Source organism: Paenarthrobacter sp. NCHU4564 (assembly GCF_052156435.1).
In the GTDB taxonomy this organism is placed as follows: Bacteria; Actinomycetota; Actinomycetes; order Actinomycetales; family Micrococcaceae; genus Arthrobacter.
Genome location: NZ_JBQLIS010000004.1, coordinates 56,723 through 80,937, shown reverse-complemented (window position 1 = coordinate 80,937; position 24,215 = coordinate 56,723). Strand labels below are relative to the sequence as shown.

At 62.8% G+C, this 24,215-nt stretch carries 28 protein-coding genes and 1 tRNA gene; 14 read left to right on the top strand and 15 right to left on the bottom strand.

The window, feature by feature from the left end; all coding sequences use genetic code 11:
• The first annotated feature begins 88 nt into the window (after positions 1 to 88).
• From ACSVIE_RS05875 to ACSVIE_RS05865, 3 genes are read left to right on the top strand one after another with little or no spacing between them, the layout of a single operon-like run.
• On the top strand, positions 89 to 805 hold the full coding sequence (locus ACSVIE_RS05875) for a CoA transferase subunit A (protein ID WP_442423297.1): 717 nt from the start codon (positions 89 to 91) through the stop codon (positions 803 to 805).
• Between the two features lie 36 nt (positions 806 to 841).
• Positions 842 to 1,534: a CoA transferase subunit B gene (locus ACSVIE_RS05870; protein ID WP_442423296.1), complete on the top strand. Its 693-nt coding sequence runs from the start codon at positions 842 to 844 to the stop codon at positions 1,532 to 1,534.
• Positions 1,531 to 2,745, top strand: coding sequence for an acetyl-CoA acetyltransferase (locus ACSVIE_RS05865; RefSeq protein ID WP_442423295.1), 1,215 nt, complete (start codon positions 1,531 to 1,533; stop codon positions 2,743 to 2,745). Before ACSVIE_RS05870 ends, ACSVIE_RS05865 begins: the two co-directional genes overlap by 4 nt.
• 96 nt (positions 2,746 to 2,841) lie before the next feature.
• Here the strand turns inward: ACSVIE_RS05865 and ACSVIE_RS05860 are convergent, their stop codons facing one another.
• Positions 2,842 to 3,564: an ankyrin repeat domain-containing protein gene (locus tag ACSVIE_RS05860; RefSeq protein WP_442423294.1), complete on the bottom strand. Its 723-nt coding sequence runs from the start codon at positions 3,562 to 3,564 to the stop codon at positions 2,842 to 2,844.
• A gap of 9 nt (positions 3,565 to 3,573) precedes the next feature.
• Entirely contained in the window at positions 3,574 to 4,149 is a 576-nt protein-coding gene (locus ACSVIE_RS05855; RefSeq protein ID WP_426005607.1) for a GlcG/HbpS family heme-binding protein, read from the bottom strand.
• A 194-nt stretch (positions 4,150 to 4,343) separates the two neighbouring features.
• Between ACSVIE_RS05855 and ACSVIE_RS05850 the strand changes: the two genes are divergently transcribed.
• From ACSVIE_RS05850 to ACSVIE_RS05830, 5 genes are all read left to right on the top strand, one after another.
• Positions 4,344 to 5,531, top strand: coding sequence for a sensor histidine kinase (locus tag ACSVIE_RS05850; protein WP_442423293.1), 1,188 nt, complete (start codon positions 4,344 to 4,346; stop codon positions 5,529 to 5,531).
• The gene (locus tag ACSVIE_RS05845; RefSeq protein ID WP_426005604.1) at positions 5,528 to 6,154 is read left to right on the top strand and encodes a response regulator; all 627 of its coding nucleotides are present in this window, start codon (positions 5,528 to 5,530) and stop codon (positions 6,152 to 6,154) included. The genes ACSVIE_RS05850 and ACSVIE_RS05845 overlap by 4 nt, the downstream gene beginning before the upstream one ends.
• A 53-nt stretch (positions 6,155 to 6,207) precedes the next feature.
• On the top strand, positions 6,208 to 6,774 hold the full coding sequence (locus tag ACSVIE_RS05840) for an HdeD family acid-resistance protein (RefSeq protein WP_442423292.1): 567 nt from the start codon (positions 6,208 to 6,210) through the stop codon (positions 6,772 to 6,774).
• 82 nt (positions 6,775 to 6,856) lie between these two features.
• The gene (locus tag ACSVIE_RS05835; protein WP_426005602.1) at positions 6,857 to 7,663 is read left to right on the top strand and encodes an exodeoxyribonuclease III; all 807 of its coding nucleotides are present in this window, start codon (positions 6,857 to 6,859) and stop codon (positions 7,661 to 7,663) included.
• 36 nt (positions 7,664 to 7,699) lie between these two features.
• Positions 7,700 to 8,599: a hypothetical protein gene (locus tag ACSVIE_RS05830; RefSeq protein WP_426005601.1), complete on the top strand. Its 900-nt coding sequence runs from the start codon at positions 7,700 to 7,702 to the stop codon at positions 8,597 to 8,599.
• Between the two features lie 29 nt (positions 8,600 to 8,628).
• On the opposite strand, the gene ACSVIE_RS05825 is transcribed toward ACSVIE_RS05830, so the two are convergent.
• The 4 genes from ACSVIE_RS05825 to ACSVIE_RS05810 all read right to left on the bottom strand — a co-directional run bounded on the left by ACSVIE_RS05825 (position 8,629) and on the right by ACSVIE_RS05810 (position 13,179).
• Positions 8,629 to 9,684: a LacI family DNA-binding transcriptional regulator gene (locus ACSVIE_RS05825; protein ID WP_426005599.1), complete on the bottom strand. Its 1,056-nt coding sequence runs from the start codon at positions 9,682 to 9,684 to the stop codon at positions 8,629 to 8,631.
• A gap of 123 nt (positions 9,685 to 9,807) precedes the next feature.
• Complete coding sequence (locus ACSVIE_RS05820) at positions 9,808 to 10,773, bottom strand: carbohydrate ABC transporter permease (protein WP_426005598.1); 966 nt, start codon at positions 10,771 to 10,773, stop codon at positions 9,808 to 9,810.
• Positions 10,770 to 11,735: a carbohydrate ABC transporter permease gene (locus ACSVIE_RS05815; protein ID WP_426005596.1), complete on the bottom strand. Its 966-nt coding sequence runs from the start codon at positions 11,733 to 11,735 to the stop codon at positions 10,770 to 10,772. The genes ACSVIE_RS05820 and ACSVIE_RS05815 overlap by 4 nt, the downstream gene beginning before the upstream one ends.
• Before the next feature lie 97 nt (positions 11,736 to 11,832).
• On the bottom strand, positions 11,833 to 13,179 hold the full coding sequence (locus tag ACSVIE_RS05810; protein ID WP_426005594.1) for an ABC transporter substrate-binding protein: 1,347 nt from the start codon (positions 13,177 to 13,179) through the stop codon (positions 11,833 to 11,835).
• Positions 13,180 to 13,440: 261 nt separating this feature from the next.
• Here ACSVIE_RS05810 and ACSVIE_RS05805 point away from each other — a divergent pair, with 261 nt between their 5' ends.
• Positions 13,441 to 13,845, top strand: coding sequence for a helix-turn-helix domain-containing protein (locus tag ACSVIE_RS05805; protein ID WP_426005593.1), 405 nt, complete (start codon positions 13,441 to 13,443; stop codon positions 13,843 to 13,845).
• A gap of 5 nt (positions 13,846 to 13,850) precedes the next feature.
• Here ACSVIE_RS05805 and ACSVIE_RS05800 read toward each other — a convergent pair whose 3' ends face one another.
• The 6 genes from ACSVIE_RS05800 to ACSVIE_RS05775 are packed head-to-tail and all read right to left on the bottom strand — an operon-like array spanning position 13,851 to position 16,776.
• On the bottom strand, positions 13,851 to 14,537 hold the full coding sequence (locus ACSVIE_RS05800) for a DNA alkylation repair protein (protein WP_442423291.1): 687 nt from the start codon (positions 14,535 to 14,537) through the stop codon (positions 13,851 to 13,853).
• Complete coding sequence (locus ACSVIE_RS05795; RefSeq protein ID WP_426005590.1) at positions 14,537 to 15,148, bottom strand: hypothetical protein; 612 nt, start codon at positions 15,146 to 15,148, stop codon at positions 14,537 to 14,539. The genes ACSVIE_RS05800 and ACSVIE_RS05795 overlap by 1 nt, the downstream gene beginning before the upstream one ends.
• Positions 15,145 to 15,798, bottom strand: coding sequence for a DUF6286 domain-containing protein (locus ACSVIE_RS05790; protein WP_426005588.1), 654 nt, complete (start codon positions 15,796 to 15,798; stop codon positions 15,145 to 15,147). Before ACSVIE_RS05790 ends, ACSVIE_RS05795 begins: the two co-directional genes overlap by 4 nt.
• Positions 15,795 to 16,175, bottom strand: coding sequence for a hypothetical protein (locus ACSVIE_RS05785; protein WP_442423290.1), 381 nt, complete (start codon positions 16,173 to 16,175; stop codon positions 15,795 to 15,797). Before ACSVIE_RS05785 ends, ACSVIE_RS05790 begins: the two co-directional genes overlap by 4 nt.
• The gene (locus ACSVIE_RS05780; protein ID WP_442423289.1) at positions 16,172 to 16,363 is read right to left on the bottom strand and encodes a DUF2273 domain-containing protein; all 192 of its coding nucleotides are present in this window, start codon (positions 16,361 to 16,363) and stop codon (positions 16,172 to 16,174) included. The genes ACSVIE_RS05785 and ACSVIE_RS05780 overlap by 4 nt, the downstream gene beginning before the upstream one ends.
• The gene (locus tag ACSVIE_RS05775) at positions 16,360 to 16,776 is read right to left on the bottom strand and encodes an Asp23/Gls24 family envelope stress response protein (RefSeq protein WP_426007471.1); all 417 of its coding nucleotides are present in this window, start codon (positions 16,774 to 16,776) and stop codon (positions 16,360 to 16,362) included. The genes ACSVIE_RS05780 and ACSVIE_RS05775 overlap by 4 nt, the downstream gene beginning before the upstream one ends.
• A 290-nt stretch (positions 16,777 to 17,066) precedes the next feature.
• Here ACSVIE_RS05775 and ACSVIE_RS05770 point away from each other — a divergent pair, with 290 nt between their 5' ends.
• Together ACSVIE_RS05770 and ACSVIE_RS05765 are read left to right on the top strand one after the other, a co-directional pair.
• Positions 17,067 to 17,726, top strand: coding sequence for a DUF6318 family protein (locus tag ACSVIE_RS05770; protein WP_442423288.1), 660 nt, complete (start codon positions 17,067 to 17,069; stop codon positions 17,724 to 17,726).
• Positions 17,727 to 17,951: 225 nt separating this feature from the next.
• Positions 17,952 to 18,671, top strand: a complete 720-nt coding sequence (locus tag ACSVIE_RS05765) for a hypothetical protein (RefSeq protein WP_442423287.1) — start codon at positions 17,952 to 17,954, stop codon at positions 18,669 to 18,671.
• Between the two features lie 108 nt (positions 18,672 to 18,779).
• Here ACSVIE_RS05765 and ACSVIE_RS05760 read toward each other — a convergent pair whose 3' ends face one another.
• Both ACSVIE_RS05760 and ACSVIE_RS05755 read right to left on the bottom strand, forming a co-directional pair.
• A complete protein-coding gene (locus ACSVIE_RS05760) occupies positions 18,780 to 19,622 on the bottom strand; it encodes a glycerophosphodiester phosphodiesterase (protein ID WP_442423286.1) in 843 nt (280 codons plus the stop codon).
• Between the two features lie 26 nt (positions 19,623 to 19,648).
• Positions 19,649 to 20,398 carry an MgtC/SapB family protein gene (locus tag ACSVIE_RS05755; protein ID WP_442423285.1) on the bottom strand — a complete coding sequence of 250 codons (750 nt, stop codon included), beginning with the start codon at positions 20,396 to 20,398 and terminating at the stop codon, positions 19,649 to 19,651.
• 315 nt (positions 20,399 to 20,713) lie between these two features.
• Between ACSVIE_RS05755 and ACSVIE_RS05750 the strand changes: the two genes are divergently transcribed.
• Genes ACSVIE_RS05750 through ACSVIE_RS05740 form a run of 3 tightly spaced genes read left to right on the top strand, consistent with a single transcriptional unit; the run spans position 20,714 to position 23,997 of the window.
• Complete coding sequence (locus tag ACSVIE_RS05750; protein WP_442423284.1) at positions 20,714 to 21,715, top strand: carbohydrate ABC transporter permease; 1,002 nt, start codon at positions 20,714 to 20,716, stop codon at positions 21,713 to 21,715.
• A complete protein-coding gene (locus ACSVIE_RS05745) occupies positions 21,712 to 22,593 on the top strand; it encodes a carbohydrate ABC transporter permease (RefSeq protein WP_442423283.1) in 882 nt (293 codons plus the stop codon). The genes ACSVIE_RS05750 and ACSVIE_RS05745 overlap by 4 nt, the downstream gene beginning before the upstream one ends.
• A 36-nt stretch (positions 22,594 to 22,629) precedes the next feature.
• A complete protein-coding gene (locus tag ACSVIE_RS05740; RefSeq protein WP_442423282.1) occupies positions 22,630 to 23,997 on the top strand; it encodes an ABC transporter substrate-binding protein in 1,368 nt (455 codons plus the stop codon).
• Between the two features lie 105 nt (positions 23,998 to 24,102).
• Here the strand turns inward: ACSVIE_RS05740 and ACSVIE_RS05735 are convergent.
• Positions 24,103 to 24,178 (bottom strand) — tRNA-Phe (locus ACSVIE_RS05735).
• Between the last annotated feature and the right edge of the window lie 37 nt (positions 24,179 to 24,215).

Below are 24,215 nucleotides of genomic sequence, written 5' to 3'. Positions count from 1 at the left end.
TGCCGTTGCTCAGAAGGATCGCCGCTCTTAGGCTCAAGATCAACGAAACGCCGGTCCACAAAGTGGATACTCAACGAGGAGTCGCCCAATGTCCAAGCTGCATCCCTCCGCAACCCAAGCGCTCCATGACCTTTTGGCAGACGGCCAGACGATCGCCGTCGGCGGTTTTGGCCTCAGCGGCATACCCGCCGACCTGATCGACGCCGTCCGCGAGTCGGGCGTCAAGGACCTCACCATCGTCTCGAACAACATGGGCATCGACGGCAAGGGCCTCGGGGTGCTGATCGAGGCGGGCCAGGTCCGGAAAGTCATCGCCTCGTACGTCGGTGAGAACAAGCTGTTCGCCGAGCAGTACCTGGCCGGCGAGCTGGAGGTCGAATTCACGCCCCAGGGCACGCTCGCTGAACGCCTCCGGGCCGGCGGCGCAGGCATCCCCGCCTTCTACACCCGCACCGGAGTGGGAACCCTGGTTGCCGAAGGCAAGCCCCATGAAGAGTTCGACGGCGTGACGTACGTCCGCGAGCGCGCCATCACGGCAGATATCGCCTTGGTTCACGCGCACACCGCGGACACCGACGGCAACCTGATCTACCGCTACACGGCGAGGAACTTCAACCCGGTGGTTGCCACAGCGGGCACAGTGACCATCGCCGAGGCGGAGGTCATCGTGGAGCCCGGCCAACTGGACCCGAACCACATCGTGACCCCGGGCGTGTATGTCCAAAGGCTCGTCCAGGCAAGCAACCGGGTCAAGGACATCGAACAGCGCACGGTCCGCCAGCGCCTCGAACCCGCAGCCGTCTAACGCGGCCGTCCAAGCAGACTAAAAGGAGCACACACCATGGCATGGACACGTGACCAGATGGCCGCCATCGCGGCCGAAGAACTCAATGACGGCGACTACGTCAACCTCGGCATCGGCATCCCCACGCTGGTGGCCAACAACCTGCCCGACGGCGTGCGGGTGGTCCTGCAGAGCGAGAACGGCCTGCTCGGCATGGGCCCGTTCCCCTATGAAGGCGAGGAAGACGCCGACCTCATCAACGCGGGCAAACAGACCGTCACCATCAACACCGGCGGCAGTATTTTCGACTCCGCCACGTCGTTCGGCATGATCCGCGGCGGCCATGTGAAGGTCGCCATCCTGGGCGCCATGCAGGTCTCCGGCAGCGGGGACCTGGCCAATTGGACCATTCCGGGCAAGATGGTCAAGGGCATGGGCGGTGCCATGGACCTGGTAGCCGGGACGCCCCGGGTGGTGGTCCTGACTGAGCACAACGCCAAGGACGGATCGCCCAAGATCGTCACCGAATGCACTCTGCCCCTCACGGGCCTTAAGTGCGTGGACCGCATCATCACGGACCTCGCCGTTTTTGACATCGCGCCTGATGAAACGCACGACGGCGCCACGCACCTCCTGCTGACCCGCCTCGCCCCGGGCGTGACGGTGGACGAGCTGCGCGACAAGACGGAGGCGCAGTTCACGGTCGCGCTGGACGCAGAAGCACACACTCTGGAAGGAGCCAACGCATGAGCCTCAAGGACCAATTCGGCAAGGACATCCTGCTCACGGGCTGGGGCCACAGCAGGTTCGGCAAGCTCACTGACGAGACCTTGGAGACCCTGATCGTCCAGGTAGCCGGTGAAGCGATCCGGAACTCTGGCCTGGACCCCAAGGACATCGACGAGATCTACCTTGGCCAGTTCAACTCCGGCATGCAGCCCCTGGGCTTCACGTCGTCCCTGGCACTGCAGCTCTCCGCGGACATGGCCAACGTCCCGGCAACCCGCACGGAGAACGCGTGTGCTTCCGGTTCCGCGGCGTTCCAGCAGGGCGTGAAGTCTGTCCTCGCGGGCACTGCCCGGAATGTGCTGGTGATCGGTGCGGAAAAAATGACCGATGCCGGAGCCGACGTCGTGGGGGCGGCTCTCTTGGGTGCCTCTTATGAGATGGCCGGAAAGCCTTCCACCACCGGGTTCACGGGTCTTTTCGCCGAGGTCGCCAAGCACTACGGGAAGCGCTACGGCGCGGACATCGCCGGCCCGGGGTTTGAAGCGGGCCTCGGGGATGTCCTTGGCTCCATCTCGGCCAAGAACCACCGCAACGGCATGGACAACCCGTACGCCCAAATGCACCGCGACTTTGGCGAAGAGTTCTGCCGGACCATCTCCGAGAAGAACCCCATGGTGGCCGATCCCTTACGCCGCACTGACTGCTCGCCGGTCTCGGACGGTGCTGCCGCCGTCGTACTGTCCACCACGGCAACCAACGGCGCTACCGCAGCCGTGCGCCTTGCCGGTTTTGGCCACGCCAATGATTTCTTCCCCGCGGAGAAGCGCGACCCCACCGAATTCGCTGCCACCCGGGCTTCGTGGGAGCGGGCGTTCACCATGGCGGGCGTGGGAGTGGAGGACCTGGACTTTGCCGAGGTGCACGACTGCTTCACCATCGCCGAACTCATCATGTATGAGGCCATGGGCCTGGCCCCACGCGGCGAGGGTTCCCGGGCCGTCAAGGAAGGCTGGGTGTACAAGGACGGAAAGCTGCCCGTCAACGTGTCGGGCGGCCTGAAAGCGAAGGGCCACCCGGTGGGTGCCACCGGAGTTTCGCAGCACGTCATCGCGGCGATGCAGCTCAGCGGCACCGCCGGGGACATGCAGTTGCCCAATGCCCGGCGCGGCGCGGTCCAAAACATGGGTGGCGTGGGGATCGCCAACTACGTCAGCATCCTCGAATCCCTCTAGCCCTCCCAACTGGGACGCACTTAAGCACGTTTTGATGGGTCTAAACGCGCTTAACTGCGACCCAGTTGGGTAGGCGGGGGGAGGGAGACGGGGCGGTCAGCGGTTGCGGATCAGGGCCGCGATCTCCGTAAATCCGAGCCTCTCTGCGTTCTGCAGGGCGGTTCGGCCTTGGGGATCGCGGATGTCCGGATCGGCCCCGGCCGCGAGCAACTGCCGCACGACGTCCTGCTGGTTCGGCCCGCCGTTGTTGAGCAGGATCGCCTCCTGCATGGCGGTCCAGCCCAGGTTGTTCACGTGGTTCACGGGCACTCCGGCGGCAATGAGTATCCGCACCGTTTCCGTGTGCCCGTGCTCGCTCGCAGGGATCAGCGCCGTTCCGCCGTACCGGTTGATACTGCGGACATCGGCCCCGGCATCCAGGGTCAACTGCAGGACCTCGTTGAACCCCTCCGCGCCGGCATACAGGAACGCGGAGTCCTGGATGTCGTCCTTCGCGTTGACGTTTCCGCCGGCGGCAATCAACTCCCGGACGCGCACGGGATCGTTGGCCTTGGCGGCGAGGATGAGCAGCCGGTCGGTTTCCATCTGGTCCTCCGGTGACAGTTTCGGCGGCACGGCAGGGGACGACGACGTCGGGCCGCCACCCGCGCTCGACGACGGGGCTGTTGGAGGTGCTTGGGCGGAGACGGGGCCGGAAGGCGGGACAGCCGCCGTCGGGCCTGCCGGCTCAGGTGCCGCGGACGGCACGCAGCCGGCCACGAGCCCGGCGAGCAGCATCGCCGAACCCGCGGCCAGGCCGCGCGCTTTCCACAAACTCATACGTCGAGGCTACTTCGCGGCTGCAGCCAGGGCATCGGCTCCGGCGGTGGCGCAGGCTTCGTCCAGGGCACCGTCGGGAGCACCGCCGACGCCGATACCCGCCACCGAGACACCGTTCACCTTCAGCGGCACGCCGCCGGCGAGGTAGAGGGTACCGGGGAGGTCGGCGATGGACGGACCAGTGCCGTTGATGCGCTTGGCAAGTTCACTGGTGGGAGCACCGAAGGCGGCAGCGGTGTAGGCCTTCTGCTTGGCGGCCTCGATGGTGTGCTCGGCGGCGTTGTCGCCGCGGAGGAGCGCCTGGACCGTACCGAAACGGTCAACCAGGGCCACTGTGACGAACGGCAGCTTGTCGGCCTGGCACTTGGCGAGCGCAGCATTGACTGCCTTGCTGGACGCACCCACGGTGATGCGGTTCTGGGCGACGACGTTCTCGGGCGCCGGCTGCACATCGGCCGGAACCTTGGCAACCGCGGCAGCGGGAGCGGACTGCGGCGCAACGGCGTTGGCAACAGCGGTGACGCCACCGGTGAGCAACAATGCTCCGGCGGCAGCGGCGGCGATCATCTTCTTCGACTTCTTCACGGGGTTCTCCTCGCAGTAGGCACGGTCAATCCGGTACAGCTCCATGCTTCCGCCCGGCACCCCGTGCCCGCATCGGCCAGCCGCAGGGACCGGCCTCAGCCTTTCCGCCACCGGTATCAGCCAAAAGGTGGAGAGACCGGTGGCTGCGCGGGATTTAGCATGGAAAGAGCGCCCTCAACCGAACGGGAACCCTCATGCCAGCCCCCACTTCCGCCGCCGGCCGCATCGACGGCCGGATCGACATCGTGGTGCACCTGGGTTTCGCGGTGCTGATGGTGGCTTCAGCCGTCCGGTATGTCATGCGCCACTCCCCCGTCGACAACCTGTGGACTGTCGCCTTGGCCGCTGCGGTGTGCGCTCTTTACGCCGCTACTGCCGTGCTGGCCCACAGGGGGAACGCCGGACGCACCGTGCCGTGGATGGTTGCCCTCCTTGCGGCCTGGGCGGCGTTGGTGGTGGCGGCTCCCAGTTTTGCCTGGTGCTCCTTTGCGATCTTCTTCCTGGCCCGCACCGCGTTCACCGGAGTAGCCGCGTACATGGCGGGCGGGGCGACGGCCGCCGCTACCGCCGTCGGGCTTTTCCGGATGAGCGGTTGGACGGACGTGGCCATGCTGCTGGGTCCGCTGGCAGCGGGAGCCCTGCTGACGCTGACGTACGACAAAATCGAACGCGATGCCGCCCTCCAGCGCAGGCTGGCGGAAGAGGTCACGCGGGCGCAGGAGCAACTCACCGCCACGGAACGGGCGGCCGGCATCGCCGCGGAACGTGAACGCGTTTCCCGCGAAATCCACGACACCGTGACCCAGGGCCTGGCCAGCAGCCTCCTTCTCCTGGAAGCCGCCCAGAGGTCGTGGCCGGAAGCGGATGCCCGGGAGGACGTGGCAAAAGCGACCGGGTTGCTGCGGCGGAACCTCGCCGACACCCGCAGCCTGGTCCATGAACTCTCCGCGCCCGGGCTGGAGAGCGGGCCGCTCGCGGAGGCCGTGGAGCACGCCGCGCGGCAGCATGTGGACAACGTCCGGTTCCAGGTAACCGGCGATCCCCTGCCTGTCCCGCCGGAACTGCGCCACGCCCTGATCCGGGTGACCCAAAGCGCCGTGGCCAACATCAAGCTCCACTCCGACGCCGGGCACGCCAGCGTCACGCTCGGTTACCTTCCGGAGGCGGTCACCCTGGACGTGTACGACGACGGCCGCGGCTTTGATCCCGCGGCGGTACCTCCGCCGTCGGAAACCGGAGGGTACGGTTTGCGGGCCATGCGCCAGCGCATGGAACAACTGGGAGGACAATTGTCGGTGGAAAGCGCGCCCGGCGAAGGCACCATCATCGCGGCGCAGTTGCCCCTTCAAGGCACCGGCTTCCAGCCAAAGGGGACCCCGTGACCACCATTTCCGTGCTCCTGGTGGACGACCATACGGTAGTCAGGAGCGGCCTCAAGGCGCTGCTGGGCACCCAGGCGGACATCGCCGTCGTCGCCGAAGCCGCATCGGGTGAGGAAGCCCTGCAGGCCGCGGCAGAACACCAACCGGCTGTTGTGCTGATGGATCTGGCGATGGGCTCCGGAATGGATGGGATCGAAGCCATCAAGCAGCTCCGTCAGCGCAATCCGCGGCAGGCCGTGATCGTGTTCACCACCTATGACTCGGACGCCGATATCGTGCGGGCCGTCGACGCCGGCGCCATGGGCTACCTGCTCAAGGACGCAGCCCCGGAGGAAATCTTCGCTGCCGTCCGCGGCGCGGTGCAGGGCAAGAGCGTCATGAGTGCGCCCGTGGCTTCGCGGCTGTTCCAGCAGTTGCGGAACCCGGACGAAATCCTCACCCCGCGCGAGGCCGAACTCCTGAGCCTCCTTACCCAGGGCCTGAGCAACCGTGACTTGGGCAAGCGGCTGTTCATTTCCGAGGCGACGGTCAAAACCCACCTTGCCCACATCTATGCCAAGCTCGGCGTAGAGACACGGGCGGCTGCCATTGCGACCGCCATCCGGCGCGAAGGAATGCGCTAAGGAAGCCCCGTATGCCTCTGTTTCCAGGAGGCCCGTTCGATTAAGCTGACCGTATGTCCGACGCTTCGGGACGCAGGATGTTCAAGCATTCGGGGACAGCATTGCTGGTCCGGGGAATCATTGCCGTGCTGTTCGGCTTCCTGGTGGCGGCGTTGCCTGTGGCCACGGTGTTCGGGCTGATCCTGGCCTTCGCCGTCTTTGCCGTCACGGACGGCCTGACCAACGTGGCGCACTATTTCTACGATCCTTCCCGCCATTCCCGGTGGACCCTGGTGGGTGGCTTCGTGTCCATCGCTGCAGGACTTGCGGCAGTGGCGTGGCCGGGGCTGACAGCCGCTGCGTTCGGGGTGCTCCTTGGTCTCTGGGCATTGGTGCTGGGGCTTTCGGAAATCGTCCTGGCGTTCGCCGCACGGGAGACCATGAGCGGCTGGGGCGTGTGGGTGCTGACCGGTTTCCTGACGGCGGCGTTCGGACTCTTCCTGCTCATCAACCCCGGGCTGGGCCTGTTGAGCATGGCGGCCTTCCTCGCGGCGTTCTCCGTGGTGGCGGGGTTGCTGCTGATTGTGTGCGGGATCAGGCTCCGCAGGGGTCCTTCCTCGCAGTTCCTGTACGCGCACTGAGCCGCAGGTACCATCAGCCCGGATTCCGGGGAGACCGGCACCAAGGGATGCGCTCAGCGCCAAGTTCGGTAAGTTAGTTGCTGTGAAGATAGCTACCTGGAACGTGAACTCCCTCCGCGCACGCGCCGACCGCGTGGAAGCCTGGCTCGAGCGCAGCGACTGTGATGTCCTGGCCATCCAGGAAACCAAATGCAAGGACGACAACTTCCCGTGGGAGCTGTTCGAGCGCATGGGTTACGAGGTCGCCCACTTCGGCCTGAACCAGTGGAACGGCGTTGCCATCGCATCGCGGGTGGGCCTGGAAGACGTGGAGCGCACGTTCGTGGACCAACCGGCGTTCGGCAAGGCCGGCAAGGACCCGGCCCAGGAAGCCCGGGCCATCGCCGCTACCTGTGCAGGGATCCGCATCTGGTCGTTGTACGTCCCCAACGGCCGCTCCCTGGATGACGAACACATGCCCTACAAGATCAAGTGGCTCGAAGTCCTCCGTGACCAGGCAGCCGCATGGGCCCAGGCCGACCCCAGCGCCCAGATCGCCCTCATGGGCGACTGGAACATCGCACCCTTTGACGACGACGTCTGGGACATAGAGCTGTTCCGCAACAACAACTTCACGCACGTCAGCGAACCCGAGCGCGCAGCTTTCCACGCGTTCGAAACAGCAGGCTTCACCGACGTCGTCCGCCCCTACACCCCCGGCCCCGGCGTCTACACCTACTGGGACTACACACAGCTGCGCTTCCCCAAGAAGGAAGGTATGCGGATCGACTTCTGCCTCGCGTCCGCACCTTTGGCAGCCCGGGTCACCGGCGCCTCGATCGACCGCGAGGAACGCAAGGGCAAGGGTGCCTCGGACCACGCTCCGGTGATTGTGGAGCTCGCAGACTGACCATTCACTGACTCGGACGAAAGGGGCTGGTTGGACATGAGCGGGAACCTGTACAGGGGCCAGGCCGGCCTGCCCTTTTCGTCGTCACTGCGCATCTACGAGCCCTTGGAGGCCTTCCCTCCCGAACAGCAGCGCCAACTCGTGGCGGACAGCGGCCGGATAGGTTCCCGGGCCGCCGTCGAGAATGCGGAGCTGCAGGCCTCGCTCGGACGCATCACCCGCCCGGGCGGTGACCCCTTTCCCACCGGGCGGACCGACCTGGTCCGGATGACCCGCGTCCCCGCCGGGCGGCATGCGGCACCTGATGATTCCGGCGAGGTCCCGCAGGAGCACGACGCCGGGCGGCTGCTTTACTGCCCCAGCCAGCTCGTGATCCGGGCCGGCTTGGCGGCAAACGCCCTCATGGACGGGGTGCACAGTCCGCTGGCCGATCTCCTGATTCCGGTTCCGCAGCGGGACAGGCACCAGCTCCGGATCGACCGGATCAACGCCGGCGAGGACGCCAAGCGGGTCCATACCCGGGCATCCACGTGGGGCATCCCTTTCAGTTGGTTCTCCCTGTTCGCTGAATCGGACCGTACGGACGTGGTGGAGGCTGATGGCCGGATCGTCACCGTCCGGGTATGGACGCCCCTGATGGAAGCCCTGGACAGGGCGCGCTTCGCCGTGGCCCACCTGGCCCTGGCTGCGCCCGATCTGGACATGCTGGATGACCTGACGCAGCTGACGGAATGGCTGGAGTTGTTCCATGAGCAATCGATGGTTGAGCTCGACTACGGCGCCGTGGCGGACAAGGTGTATCCGGACGAATCCCCCATGGACGTGCGCCTTGGCATCGAATGTCTGGCTGAAGGGGACATGACCGGCGCCGCGGCAGCCTACCGCAGGCTGGCTTCGCGGTGGATCCCCATCCGCCAATTGGCGCGGGCGTCGTAGTTGCCGTAGCTCCCGCCAGGAGATGAGTCCTAGTTGGCGCAGGGCGGAGCGGTGGTCTCGCGGACGATAAGCCGGTGAGGCGCCACTTGGGAATGCACGGCGCCGGTGATCCCGTCCAGCTCGTCAAGCAGCATTTTGGTGCCCAGTTCAGCTTGGTTGTCTGGGCGCTGGCCCACTGTGGTCAGTCCCAGCGAGGCCGAAAAATCGTGGTCGTCGATCCCGATCACGGAAAGGTCCTCCGGTACCCGGACACCGTGCCGTGCTGCTTCGAAGATGACGCCCATGGCCATCTCGTCGGAAGAACAGAAGATGGCCGTGGGCTTCCGGCCGGGCCTGCCCCACAACCGGTTGAACGCTTGCTGCCCACTGGCTACCGTGAAATCCCCCCATTCGTCCCATTCGGGACGGACCTCCAAGCCGGCGTCGGCCATGACCTCCTGGAACGCGCGGATCCGCACGCGGGGAACATCGAAGTTCAGGTCGGTCTCGTCGTCGCCATGCAGCAATGCGATGTCCGTGTGCCCCAACTCCAGCAGGTGCCGCACGGCGGTGGACGCGGCGTCGTAATCATTGATCCCGATGTACGCGCAATCCTCAACGTGCCCGCCTACCACCACCAGCGGAATGTCCAGCTTGTGGAGGTGGCCCAGTTCCTCTTCGCCCAGGGCCATGCAGAGGACCAGCAGGGCGTCGATCTGCTTATAGACCATGGTGGAACTGAACAGCCGCTCGCGGTTGCTGCCGTGGCCGCCCAGGTTGAACAGGGAGAGGTTGTAGTTGCGTGAGTGAAGTTCCCGGTCTGCTCCCTCAATCGCTTTGGAGAAGAACCAGCGGCTGACGAACGGGGCGAGGACGCCCACGGTACGGGTCCGTCCGGTAGCCAGACCCGAGGCGGACGACGACGCCACGTAACCCAGCGACGCGGCCACTTCCAGGATCTTCTCGCGGGTCGCCGGGGAAACCCTTGGGAGTCCGCGGACCGCCCTCGAGACTGTCGCGGTGGAGACTCCGGCGGCCGCGGCGACGTCCTCGATGCTGACGCCGGCATGGCCACCGCGTTGGGACCTACCCGTCGCACGCGTCACAGGTCCCCCTCTCCGGCTGCTCGGTGCCTGTGTGACTATCTTTTGGCGAACAAACAGTCTATTTTGTGCAGGCCCCGGTTACGCAGCGGGTTGTCCCCGCTGCGTAACCTGCCGCATTTGTTGTTATCCCTTAAGACCGCCGGACAGCAGGCCGCGTACGAAGTACCGCTGGAGGCCGAAGAAGACCAGGAGCGGGATGATGATCGAGACGAAGGCTGCTGCGGGGTTGAGGTAATCCCTGGCGCCACGGGTACCCGAAATTTCGGCCAGGCGTTGCGTAATGGGTGCAACGTCTGCCGTTCCGCCGGAGAACACCAAGGCCACCAGCAGGTCGTTCCAGACCCACAGGAACTGGAAGATGGCCAGCGACGCCAAGGCCGGAACGGACAGTGGAAGGATGATGCGCCAGAAGATGGTGCTGTGTCCGGCACCATCCACCCTTGCCGCCTCAATCACTTCACCGGGGATTTCCGAGATGAAGTTGTGGAGGAGGAAGATGCCCAGCGGGAGGCCGAACATGGTGTGCGCAATCCACAGCTGGGCGTAGGATCCGGCCGGCAGTTGCAGCGTTTGCGTGAAGAACTGCAGGAGCGGGATCAGTGCCATCTGGAGCGGAATGATCTGCAGGGCAAAGACGAAAATGAACAGGGCATCGCGGCCCTTGAACTTGCCCCAGGCGAACACGTAGGCCGCCATGGCTGCCAGCACCAGCACGAAGACCGTAACGGGGATGACGATCGCTATGGAGTTGACGAAGTACTGCGAGAGGTTGGCGGACTGCGAACCCGCCGGGGTCAGCACGTCCACGTAGTTCTTGAACGTGAAGTCCCAGTCAACGAACGCATTCCACCATCCGTCAGAGCGGGGACCCACCTGCTTGGCGGCGGGACGGAACGACGTGACGAAGAGGCCGAACGTCGGCACGGACCACACAACGGCGATGATGATTGCCGCCGCTGTTGCCCACTTGGACGTCAGCTTGGTCTTGACGCGCCGCATGATGGGCTGGGCGTCCTCCGTGGGATCCGATCCAGGACGCTGCCGGGTGGCGGCCTTTGAGGCCTCTTTCGGGGCTGGCGTGGCTGTCAATGGATCTCCCTTTGCTTGCGAAGGACTCGGGCGTTGTACACGACGATCGGCAGGACCATCAGGAACAGGACCAGGGCCAAGGCGGCGCCGCGTCCAGGTTCGCCGGCACGGAAGGCCTGCGTGTACATTTCGTTGGCCACAACCGACGTCTCGTAGTTACCGGCGGTCATGGTCCGGACAATGTCGAAGACCTTCAGCGTGGCGATCGTGATGGTGGTCAGGACCACTACCAGGGCTCCACGGATGCCGGGAACCGTGACGTTCCGGAACTGCTGCCAGGCGTTGGCGCCGTCCAGGCGGGCTGCCTCAATGAGTTCCACCGGGACACCCTTGATGGCAGCGGACAGGATGACCATGGCAAAACCGGTCTGGATCCACACCATCACGATGATCAGGAAGATCGTATTCTCCGGAGCGTCCAGCAGGAACTGCTTGGGATCCATACCCAAAGCCACCCGGAAGAAATTGATGACACCGGTTTGCTCGATGTTCGGGCCGCGGTAATCGTAGACGAGTTTCCAGATGATGCCGGCGCCCACGAAGGAGATGGCCATGGGCATGAAGACCAACGACTTCAGGACCCGCTCGCCCCTGGCCTTGTCGATGAACACGGCGTAGGCCAGGCCAAAGCCGGTGGACAGCAAAGGCACCAGTACCGTCCAAATGACGGTGTTGCGCAGGGTGACCAAGGCCTCCGGCTGCGTAAACATCCAGACGAAGTTGTCGAGACCATTGACGTTCCCGCTGGCGTCCGTGAACGCCAGCATGGACGTGCGGATGGCGGGATAGACCAGGCCGACCACCATGAGGATCGCGGCAGGAGCAAGGAATCCCGCCACCGTGACCTTGTCTTTGATTGATTTGGGGGCCCTGTCCACCAGCAACATGATGAGGCCGATCACCGCTGAGAAAATCGCCAGGGCTATCACTACTTGAAGGAGTTTTTCTCCTATGAATTCCATACCCAACCTCCGGGGCGTGAGTGAATCACTTCAGTTCCGGGAAAAGCACTGCCTCCCCGGCTGGGCAGGGCCAGCAAGGGAGGCAGTACTCGGTGAGTCAGCTCTTGGGCCAGCTGGACTCGATGCTGTTGGCCACATCCTGGGAGGACGTGCCGTTGATCCACTGCACGATGCCCTTCCAGAAGGAGTTGGATCCCACGGCGCTCGGCATGAGGTCCGAACCATCAAAGCGGAAGACGGTCTCGGGGTCCTGGAGGATCTGGACGGTCAGCTTGTCCAGGTCGGACTGGGCGTTGTTGGGGTCGAGTCCCTTGTTGGCGCTGACAACACCACCGAGCTTGACGCGGTTGTTGGCGAAGTCGGCGCTGGCCAGGTAGGCAAGGAACGACTGAACCTCAGGAGTGTCCTTGTAGGCACCCACCATTTCGCCACCACCCGTGACAGCCTTGCCCTTGCTCTCGTCGATCGGGGGCGTCATGAAGGCCCAGACGTCGCCGTCCTCGGCAACGTTGGTTCCCGCGGGCCAGTTGGCAGCCTGGAAGTTGGCCTGGTGGTGCATGGCGCACGTGCCGTCCAGGACCGGCTGGCCGGCCTGTGCGAAGCCCGTGCTCAGGATCGAGCGGACGTCACCGAAGCCACCGTTGACCATCTCCGGGTTGAGGAGGATGTCACCGGCCTTGTTGAAGGAGTCCACGATCTTGGGGTCGTTGAACGGAATCTGGTGGGTGATCCACTGGTCGTAGACCTCCGGGCCGTGGGCGCGCAGGACGACGTCCTCGATCCAGTCGGTGCCCGGCCAGCCCGTGGCTTCACCGGATTCGAATCCGGCACACCACGGCTTCATGTTGGGATCGTCCGCGGCAATCTTCTTGGAGAGCTCGATCATTTCGTCCCAGGTCTTGGGGACTTCCCAGCCCTTGTCCTTGAAGGTCTTCGGGGCGTACCAGACGAAGCCCTTGACGTTCGCCAGCATGGGCGCGGCATAGAACGTGCCGTCCACGGTGCCGTACTTCTTCCAGTCCGGAGACCAGTTCTTGTCCACGAGGTCGGAGACCGTCTGCGGAGCCGCCTTCAAGTAGCCTGCGCGGGCCTGGGTAGCAAGAAGTCCGGGCTGCGGGAAGATCGCCACATCAGGCGCGGTGCCGGACTGGGCGCGGACGCCGATCTGGGTTTCGAATTCCTTGCTGCCCTCGTACTTGATGGTGATTCCGGTGCAGTCCTCGAACTGCTTCCAGGATTCTTCGAGGTTGGTTGCCTCGATGTCGACGATCGTGGAGTAGACGGAGACGGTCTTGCCGTCGTGCTTGCCGTAGCTTTCGTAGGCCGAGCAATCGTCCGATCCGGCCGTGTTTCCTCCGCCGCCGCTGTCGCCGCTACAGGCGGAGAGGGTAAGTGCCAGAACACCGGCCGTAGCGACCGGGAGCAGGTACTTGGATTTTTTCATGCTGAAGACTCCTCGCTGAGTACAAGAAAAGCGTGGCGCAACTGATGTGGTGGCCCTCACACTAGCGACCAAGCACTATGACATGCAAGCGCTTACACCGACCGTAACCACACTGATACCAAGTAACCTTTCCATCGCGATGGCGGGGCCACGTTAGGGGACTCCGCGCGCCCCTTGGCAAGGTCCTGGCATCCGGCCTGGCACCATCCAGAAGAACACCGGATTTGGTTGCCTAGTATTGCCTATGGAACAGTGGGAAGTGTGGATGAACTAGAAGCACTCCAGACTATTGGCCGGCTGATCAAGGAAGAACGCCTGGCCCAGGGGCTCAGCCAGGTGCAGCTGGCCAAGCAGGCCGGGACCGCCATCAAGACCGTCCGGACGCTGGAGTCGGGCACTCGTCGGACGCAGGAAATCAACCAGCGGAAATTGGAGCATGCCCTGGGGTGGCGCGCGGGCTCGGTTTCAGAAGTTCTTAAGGGAAAATCAAGCTTCGCCCCCGACCAGATCACGCCGGACGACATGCGGACCACCGAAGACTCCCGGCAACTGCCCGGTCCACGGGTTACAGCCCCGGCCGCCCCGATCGCCCGGGCGTCACACCTCTCGGATGAGGAGCTCCTTGCTGAGCTGACCTACCGGATGATGCACCGCAATCGGGGCTAAGTTCCTCAGGATTGCTTCCGGCGCACCATCTCATTGATCCAGATGGGCGCGAACGGCGAGGTGCAATTGGGCGGCGTGGGGTAGTCCTTGAGCACTTCCAGCCGTTCGCCGATGCTCAGGGCACGGGCACGGAAGTCCGGGTGCTCGATCCCGATCTGGGCCAGGCAATGGTTCATGGCCCACTGAAGACGTTCCGGGGCCTCCTTCATGCCGGCCTCGATCGTGTCCAGCAGCCCGCCGAGGTCCAGGCCTTCAGGGCTTTTGACTACGCGCTCCGACGTCAGTGCCCAGCCTGCGCTGGCAATCACCGGGTCCGGGTCAGCGAACCATGCTTCGCGCAGCGCTTCTGCGTGGGCACTCTTCTTGACCACGTAGTTGACCAGCCAGTCATGGACCTTGGGTGTACGGGATTCCCGCAGCATGCCGTCCAACTCTTCCCGAGTAAAGGCTTTGGGCCTGCAGATCAGCAGCGCGAGCAGTTTCGCGGCGGTGTCATCGGTGGCCCAGAGCTCGCGTGCCAGTTCCTGCTGGGTTTTCAGGCGCTTGGCCACAGCCCGCAACTTACCCAGGTTTACACCGTGATCGTCGCCGTGTTTTTCGTTGACTTCCCGGGCGCGGGGATCCTCCAGAGCGGCGAGTTCGGACATCACCTGATGGAGGGTGGATTCTCCGAGAGCAGTTGTTCCTGACATCAGCGGACCCTTTCAGCCTTGGTGAAACGCGCACGGGCGCCGGTTGCCATGTGGACCAGGACAGGGGTCTTCTTGCCGATGACCAGGTCCAGCGCCTCCACCAAACGGGACACTTCTGCGGCAAGGAGGTGCGGGGCCACTCCTTGCCTCGGATGGATACGGACCCGCAGGCACGGCTGGCCCTTGACCTCATAGGTTGCCACCGAGGCTCCGGCGAGGTCCGGCCTGTCCGCCAGCGCTGCTCGAAGGGCCTGCTCGGCAACGCCGCCGCCGATCTGGACTTCACCGTCAACATGGCTGTCGTCGTCGCTGGACACCAGCAGGTTTGCCCGGCCCTTGCCCTGTTGCGCCAGCCACGCCACCATGGCCACGATGACCAACAACAGGACCGCGCCTGCGACTATCCAGAGCCAGCTCTCCTGGCGGCCGGGAAAGCGCGTGGCCCGGAACGCGTCTTCGGCACCGGCCCAGACGGATCCAGACCACCCGTGCCACCAGTCCGCGACCGCCGGGACGGTCGCCAGCAGCACCAGCAACAGCCCTACGGCGAGCATTTTCACACCGATAATGAACAGGAGCACCCGGTTGAGGGCCCTGGGGGTCTCATTCATGCACCGATCACCCCCGACGTCGCCAGGTTAACCCGCACGGTTGGCATGGGAACGGGAGACATTTCCTCAAGTTCAGCCTGCACCGCGGTGAGGATCGCTTCCCGGCTGACCCTGATGCCTGACGTTGGCCGTACGTTCACGATCACTTGCTGCTGCGACACCACCACCATGACCTGCTCCTGGGTCACGTTCGCGGCAGTACGCGCACGACGGGCCAGGGCGGAGGCCAGGACCTCGTCATCAACCACGACGGCGGTGCGTGCGTCACGCAGCAAGTGGCGCGCCCGTTTGCCCGGGAGCACCGCCTGGAGGAGGAAAAACAGTCCCACCATGGCGATCACTGCACCGCTGGCCCCGAGCAGCAGCGGAGAAATTCCCGCAGGCAGGGCGATGATCCTTTCTGCAGCGGTGCCGGGGTCGACGAGCCAGGGCGGTTGCCCGATAGCGCGGACCACCGATTCAAGCAGCGCATAGACGCACACGATGATGACCAGCACTGCCGCGATACCGGCAGCACCGGCACGCGATGAGTGGGTCTCCCTGCTCAGGATCCGGCTCATGGCGGCGTCCTCACCGGCAACAGGGCTGGCTCCCGGAAGATGCCCGGGGGCGGGATCCGCAGGCCCCGAGACGACATATTCCTGGGTCATTGGACCCGGCCTCCCTCCGAGACATGCGCGCCGCTGATCCGGATATCCACGCGGCTTAGCTGGGAACCGCTCAGCCTGGTCACGGTTTCGAGCACCATGGCTTTCGCTGCCACGGCACGGTCCCAGATGGAGCCGCCCATGCCCCGGACGCGCTGCGGGTTCCGGAGGACGTCGCCCAAGGCGGGGATCCGGATCGGTGCGACGATCGATAGAGCCAGCAGGCCGTCGTCGTCCGTCCAATCTGCACGGATATCACCCTGGGCAACGCCGAGGGCCTCGGCGGCGGCAGCCTGGGCCAGCGATGTCAAAGCCTGGGTACTGATCCGGTTGTGGCCGGCCAGGCTGGTGGTGGGTTCCACAGCCTCAGCCACACTCATGACGACGAGCGCCGGCCCGTAAGCGCGTCCAGGACGCTGCGCAGATCCAGCTTGCCGTCGGCCGCGCGTCCAAGGAGGGCGCCGATGCCCATGAACAGCAACGCCACAAGGAAGCCCCAAAGACCGAACTGAAGGGACATGAAGGCCACGAAGGCACCGATCACAATACCCACCACAGTCATGCTCACTGGAGTGCCTCCTTTTCGACCACCACTGTTTTCGCCCCGGCAGGTTTGGCGGGCGGTGTCACGTAAACATCGTTGATTTCCACGTTGACTTCAATGACCTGGAGCCCCACAAGTTCCTCCACCGCCCGATAAACGGCGGCACGGACCTGGTTGGCTACGCCGTGCAGGGGGTAGCCGTAGAGGGCGACGAGGTTGATGTCCACGGCCACCTGCGTTTCGCCCACCTCCGCCCGGACCCCGGCTGCGTGGTCCGAGCTGCCCACGGCATCCCGGATCGCGCCAAGCGCCCGTGAAGGTCCGGATCCCAGGGAGTACACGCCGGGGACCGTGCGGGCCGCAATGCCGGCAACTTTGGCTACCGCGGTTTCCGAGATGATGGTGCGCCCGGTGCCAGGGACTTCGTCCCCGGGCATGGGTTCTATCTGCACAGTCGGATCCGGCACGTTGTGGTGTGGCACGTTCTGTTCTGACACGGAGCACTCCCCTTCTCTTGACTACCACCCTAACGTCTAGGTCAGACGCTTTGGGAGAGAAGGAGTTGCGCGGCGACCAGTACTTGCAGCGCCAATGCCTGCAGCCCGGGCCGGGACTCTTCCTGCACATGCCGAGGTTATCCACAACCGTGCTGCACGGGGTCGGAACCTCCATCCTCCCCTGCCTAGACTGGCCGACAATACGCCAAACAGCCGCTGGGGAGCCTGTCATGCCACGCCGTACTTTCCGACCGACCTATCGCCTGCCTGTCGCCGCTGCTGCGGCGGCAGCGCTGCTTCTGGCCGGTTGTTCGAGCGGTGGCTCACCCTCCGCCAACCCCACGACGACGGCGGCACCCGCCCCAGGCGGCTCGGCGGGTCCTTCGGAAAGCAGTGGGCCGCCCACTGTTTCAGCCACCGGTGCATATAAGCCGGCGGATGCGCAGGGGAAGGCCCAAAACGTCCCGGTTCCCGTGATGCCGGCATTGGCCCGCGAGAACACGAAGGAGGGGCTGGAGGCGTTTATTCGGTACTGGTATGCCGTTCTGAGCTACGCCTACGAAACGGGTGAAACGGGGGCGCTCGATGCAGTGAGCAAACCCTCCTGCGCTCTTTGCCGATCATTGTCCGATGGAATCAAGACTGCTTGGTCGGATCAAAGGTGGGTATCGGGGGCAACCATCAGAGCGGCGGCAGTCGAGTTCGGCTTTGACGGATCCAGCCCATCACAAATTGCCGTCGTACAGGTGATTCAGCAAAGGATTGAGATTAGAAATCAGGACGGATCGCTTTACCAAGAGCCAACACCGGAATCCAATACCGCGAGTCGTGCAGCCCTCACCCATGAAGATGACGGATGGGTCATGGTTGACCTCGGACTGATTCGCTAACGGGTCATGTCACATACTCGTGCTCTGGTTGCCGCGCTGGTTCTGGTAATAGCCATCAACGTTCCCCTCAACGAATCATTGGCTCAAGAACCGAAGATTGATATCGGCTATGTCGACAATGGGATGAAGATGAGCAGTACACAGTGGACCAGAGACAGCACCACAGGCGCTTTCAGCCGGGCACTCGGAGCGCTAGGGGCGCCGACCGAGGATCCGAATCAGTACATGGCCGATACTCATTGCCGGGCTGATGGTCCGGACACCGTGGACCCGGGCTGTTTGGCCCTGTCCTGCCCACCATCGGCCACCGGAGGCGCGGAAGGCACCCCGGTGATCTGGAAACAAGCACCCAAAGCCATCACCAATCCCGGCTGGACCGACTGGATCCCCGTCAGCGGCCCCACCTGCCTCTACACCGAAGAACCCACAGACGTCCTGGCCGAGATCGCCGCACGGATCCTCACCGACTTCCAACACCTGCCCATCAACCCCGGCACCGTGGAAATCCAACCCTTCCCCCACACCCTCATCGGCGCACCCACCAACACCTACACCACCGCCACAACCCAGACATTCAACACCACCATCCTCGGCCAAAACGTCCACCTGACCGCCACCCCCACCAGCCACACCTACACCTACGGCGACGGCACCACCCTCGGACCCACCCCCGACCCCGGCGCCCCACTGCCCGAAAAACACTGGCTCCAGGACAAAACCCGCACCAGCCACACCTACACCACCACCGGGAACTACCCCATCACCGTGACCACCACCTTCACCGGAACCTACTCCGTCAACAACGGCCCACCCCTGCCCATCAACGGCACCCTCAACCTCACCACCCCACCCAAAACCATCCACGCCTGGAAAACAGAACGAGCCCTCGTCGCCGACACCTGCGAAGAAAACCCCACCTCATGGGGCTGCCCCCAAAACCGATAGACGACCGGCCTCGCCAGATGGACCTCAGTCCGGCTGAGCCATACTCGGTAGTACCGTGGCTTACTGCCAAGCTTCGAGCCCAAACCAATCGAATCGGCCGTTAAGGAGTCAGCGCGATTCGACTTCCTTGCCGTCGCCCACGCCCAACATGGGAAGATTTATCGACTTCGGCTCTGGCAGCTTGTGCCCCAGCCCGGCCAATGTTTCCCGAGCCATCTCGACGTCATTCACGCACACACCCTCAACCCCGAGCCGTACGGCTTCGGAGATCTCCTCCGCAGTAACAAGCGTCCAGGGATAAACAGCCAAACGTGCCGTGCGGGCCTTCGCTACGAGTGCTGCGCTGAGAATTCCATACTCGGGCGCGACAGCATTTGCCCCTGACGCCAAGGCGGCCTCTATGAGGGCGGCTGGTTCGTATGGATATAGAGCCGAGGAAGGCTCGGTGACTTTACGACTTAGCGCCACCATGGGGATCCTGGGCAGCAGTCCTGCCATAGCCCGGATGATCCGTGGGTCGAAGCTGCGAACGCGGAGCGACTGCTCATGCTCGTGGGCGCTTAACACCCTGACAAGGGATGAGATGACAGCCTCCCCGTATTGGCCCCACGGAGTGCCATCGTTCTTCACTTCGATGTCCAACACAACGCTCGGAGCCGCGGCAAACCTCAGGAGGGCCAGCAGCTCCTCCAAAGTCGGGGTTCGCCTTTCTCCTCGGATTTCCGTCGTCGTAGCAGGATGCATTTCCACCCCGGATTGGCGCAGCGCTGTCATCCTGATGTCGAGACCGTCAATGACGGCATCGTGCCGGAGCGCCAACTGGCCATCCGCTGTGAGCCAGATGTCCACTTCGATGGCATCAACCCCAAGCCTGAGGGCTTCGACGAACCCCGCTATGGTGTTTCCGTGATGTGATGCGAGAACGCCGCGGTGACCCTGAATTTCAACCATGTATCTCTCCTTAGTCCGCTTTTCACCTATTCGCTTTCGTCAAGCAAGGAGACCTCGACGACGGATCTCAATTGGGAAAGCCCACTGACAATCGTGGACGGAGTCGCAGATCCTTCGATTTCGAGCTCAATCTCGATGAAGCCGGCCGAGGGCACGGCGTCGTCCTGGTGTAAAAGTCGTTCCACTACGCGCTTGGTTTCGTCGGAACCCCGGGTACTAGTGAAACCTTGGACTTGGAACCCCTCCCCAGTGCAGGCGCTAAGTACATCGCGCAGTGCGCCCGTGCCGTCCAGATAGGTCACACGCAAGAGCCATCGACCAGGCAAACCGAAGCGCATCCTCCGAGACAACGCCGGGTATGCGTAAACGATGAGGAAGTGCGCCGCCGTCCCAAAGACTGCGGGCAACACCAGTCCTGCTCCAGCTGCAGTTCCTACAGCAGCCGTCACCCATATGGACGCCGCCGTCGTTAGTCCCCGAACCTGGTTTCGCTTGACGAACACCAGTCCGGCTCCAATGAATCCGATGCCCGACACTACCTGCGCGGCCAGCCTGGACGGATCGAGCCGTACCAGGTCCATCATCAACACATCGCTGAAGCCGTATTTACTGACGACCATGAACAGCGCAGCGCCTAGCCCCACCATCGCGTGCGTCCGCATCCCGGCTGATTTATTTTTGCTCTGCCGTTCAAAACCAATCGCTGTAGACAACACCAGCGCTACGGCCAAGGCCGCGCACATCTGCCACCACTGCGTTTCCGTGCTGAAGATCAAGCCATGCTCCTGTTCGAGAACCGATATCAAGAGCCCTTTTCTGTCATGGCCGCAACATGGAGTTCCGGGGCCTTAGGCGCTCCAGAAGCGACCGCACAGTTCTTGAGTGATAACTGACTGCTTTTTGTGAGGACATTAGCACATGATGATGAGGCGTTTGTTTGCAAGGAAAAAGACGCCCCTTGCGCTAGGGCATCGATGAATGTAGCTTGTCACAAGAACAACAGGTTAGATTGTCCGGTCAAACGCCCCTTGATCACATCCAACCTCGCTAGACGCTGGCCCAGACCGCGATGACGATGGAGTCTGAGGTCCGTGGAGAGCACTGTTGACGCTACAAGTTCAGGAAAAAACCAGCCCCTAACAGCGGCAGGCGGCGGCGATGCCGAAGCAGGCTATGCGGGAAACCGGCGACCAGGCGCGGGGAGAAACCGGCAGCCGAACGGACGAACCCGACGCGAAGCTTGGACCTTCCTCCTGTTCGCCGCACCCAATGTGATCCTCATTGTGCTGTTCACCTACCGGCCGTTGATCACCAACTTCTATTTCTCAACCTTGGACTGGACCCTTGGCGCAGCCAATGCCACGAGCGTGGGCTTCGGGAACTACGTCGAATTCTTCAGTTCGTCAGATGCATCAAAAGTACTCAGCATCACTGCAATCTTCACAGTTACAACCGTGGGTGGAGCCATGGTTCTGGGATTGCTGATCGCCTTGGCCCTCAACCAGAAGCTCAAGGGGCGAACGTTCGCCAGGGCTGTGGTTTTTGCCCCGTACGTGCTATCCGGCGTAGGTGTCGGCCTGGTGTGGCTCTTCATTTTTGATCCCACGTACGGGGCGTTGTCGTGGCTCCTCCGTTCGCTCGGCCAAGCAAGTCCTCAGTGGGTTAACGATCCAAGGTTGGCATTGGTCATGATCATCATCGTTTACGTGTGGAAGAACCTGGGCTACTGCGCGGTGGTCTATCTGGCAGGGCTCCAATCAATCCAGCCCCAACTGATGGAAGCCGCTGCACTCGATGGAGCAACCAGCTTCCGGCGTTTCCGCTCGATCGTGGTTCCGCTGCTGTCCCCAACTACCTTCTTCCTGCTGATTACCTCGTTACTCAGCTCCCTCCAGGCCTTCGACATCATTCGGATCATGACGCCTTCCGGGAACGGCACCGGCACGCTGATTTTTGAGTCTTACCTTCAAGCATTCGGCTCATATAACAGGGCAGGCTACTCTGCCGCCATTTCCGTGGTCCTGTTCATCGGTCTGCTGATCATGACGGCAGTGCAGTTGCAGTTCGTCGAGCGAAAGGTCCACTACTCATGAGTGTCAAGACATCCCCCGTGTTCCAAGAACGCGCCAGGCCCTTATCGTGGCAAAACCTGGGTAAGACCATCGCGGGAGGCTACGTTCCTCTCATCCTCGCCACTCTGGTGGTCTTTATCCCTTTGCTCTGGATGATGCTTTCATCACTCAAAGCGCCAGGAGAAATAGTGTCCACTGACCTGACGATCCTGCCCAGAAATCCCAACCTGCAAAACTACGTCGAGGCAACATCAACTGTGCCTTTCGTGCGGTTCTTCCTCAACAGCGTGATCGTGACAGCCATCGGCTCAACGCTCAAATGCATTCTGGCCGTTTTCACTGCCTACGCACTCGTATTTATCCGGTTTCCTTTCAAAAAAGCCATCTTCCTGCTCATCCTCGTGGCCCTCATGGTTCCACCGCAGGTGTCTGTCCTGCCGAATTACGTGTTGATCGCAAGCATGGGAGGCCTGAATACCTATTGGGGCATCATCCTCCCCGGACTGGGTACGGCATTTGGAACGTTTCTGCTGCGCCAGCACTTTCTGACGCTCCCTCCGGCGCTTCTGGAGTCCGCTGAGATCGATGGCGCCGGCCATTGGCGGAAGCTGTGGAAAATTGTGGTTCCAATCTCAGTGCCCAGCATCGCAACCGTCGCTCTGGTGACCATTGTCTCGGAATGGAACGAATACATCTGGCCACTGATCGTTACGGATCACCCGGAGATGATGACTCTCCCCGTGGGATTAACACAGCTGGTCAACAGCGAAGGCAGCACGCAGAACTGGGGAATGCTCATGGCCGGCGCAGTAATTGTCCTGGTACCGATCCTCATCATTTTTGCCGCCCTCCAGCGGTATATCGTCTCCGGGCTCACCCAAGGGTCAGTAACGGGCTAGTACTCCACCATTACCTAACAGAAAGGCAGCTTCGGCATGTCAATATCACTCTCGCGCAAACAGTTCCTCGGCGTGGCAGGGGCAAGTTTCGGAACGCTCACCCTGGCCGCGTGTGGAGGTCCTTCGACCACTGGCGGCGGGTCCAACAACACCGCCGAGGCAGCTGATTGGTCAAAACTTAAACCAGCCAGTTCCATCAGCTTCATGTCAAGCCACCCGGGAAAGTCACGGGATACCGAACTAAAGCTCATTGAAGCATTCCAGAAGGCCCAACCGGGCATCACGGTGAACCTCATCACGGGAGGCGCCAACTATGAAGAGGTCGCCCAGAAGTTCCAGACTGCCCAGGCAGGCACTGACATCCCCGATGTAGTTGTGGCCTCTGACGTGTGGTGGTTCAGGTACGCCGTTTCGGGTGCCATTCTTCCTATCGACGGACTACTTAAGGCCGTGAAGGCCAGTACCTCGGACTACGTTGCCGGGCTCATCTCCGACTACAAACACGACAACAAGCAATGGGCCGTCCCATACGCCCGTTCAACCCCATTGTTCTACTTCAACAAGGACCACTTCCAGGCAGCCGGCGTTCCTGAACGTGCACCTGAGACGTGGGAAGAGTTCGCAGGTTGGGCGCCCAGGATCAAAACTGCCAACGCTGTGTCTTCCGGCTACCAAAATGCGTACCAGTACCCCGCGATTGCCGGCTACGCTGGCTGGACCCTGCAGAACGTGCTGTGGGGCTTTGGTGGCGCCTGGTCCAAGGAATGGGACATCATTGCTGACTCCGAGGCGTCCGTAAAGGCCATGCAGTGGGTGCAAGACTCGATCGTGAAGGACTCCTGGGCCGGAGTTTCGTCCAAGAACGCCATCACTGACCTGCAGGCTGGTGCAGTCAGCGCAACAATCAGCTCTTCGGCAGACCTCGCCGCTACCTTGAAGGCCGCTAAAGAAGCCAATATGCGCATAGGAGTCGGGTTTCTTCCTGGAGGATCGGTAAGCCAGTCGCCGGTATGCCCCACCGGTGGCTCCGGATTGGTGATCGCCAGCAAGACCTCCCCGGAACGGCAACTGGCCGCAGCATTGTTCGCAACGTTCGCCACGAACGCGCAAAGCACAGCAACCCTGTCTGCAGCTACCGGTTATGCTCCGGTGGCCGAGGCCGCCGATATTGCTTCGATCTTGGCGGAGACACCGGAGTTCAAGACCGTTGTGGACCAACTGAAAGTCACCAGGACCCAGGATTACGCGCGGACTTACCTTCCGGGCGGTGATCAAGAGATCGCGAAGGCGGCGACAAGAATCATGAACGAGAAGGCCGACGTCAAAGCAACCCTGACCGAGCTCAAAGGCACCCTTCAGTCCATTTACACCAAGGATGTGAAACCGAAGCTGAAATCTTCATGAGGAAGGTGCGGCGTCGGCACTGCCGGTGTGCAGACGCTGGCGCCGCACGCCAGTAAGCGGGTTAAACAAGAAAAGCACCAGTTCCGAAGAACTGGTGCTTCCCAGTGGTGGCTCCGACCGGCGTCGATCCGGTGACCTTTCGATTTTCAGTCGAACGCTCTACCAACTGAGCTACAGAGCCTAGGTGACACGTCACCTTGAGAACCGGAATTACTTCC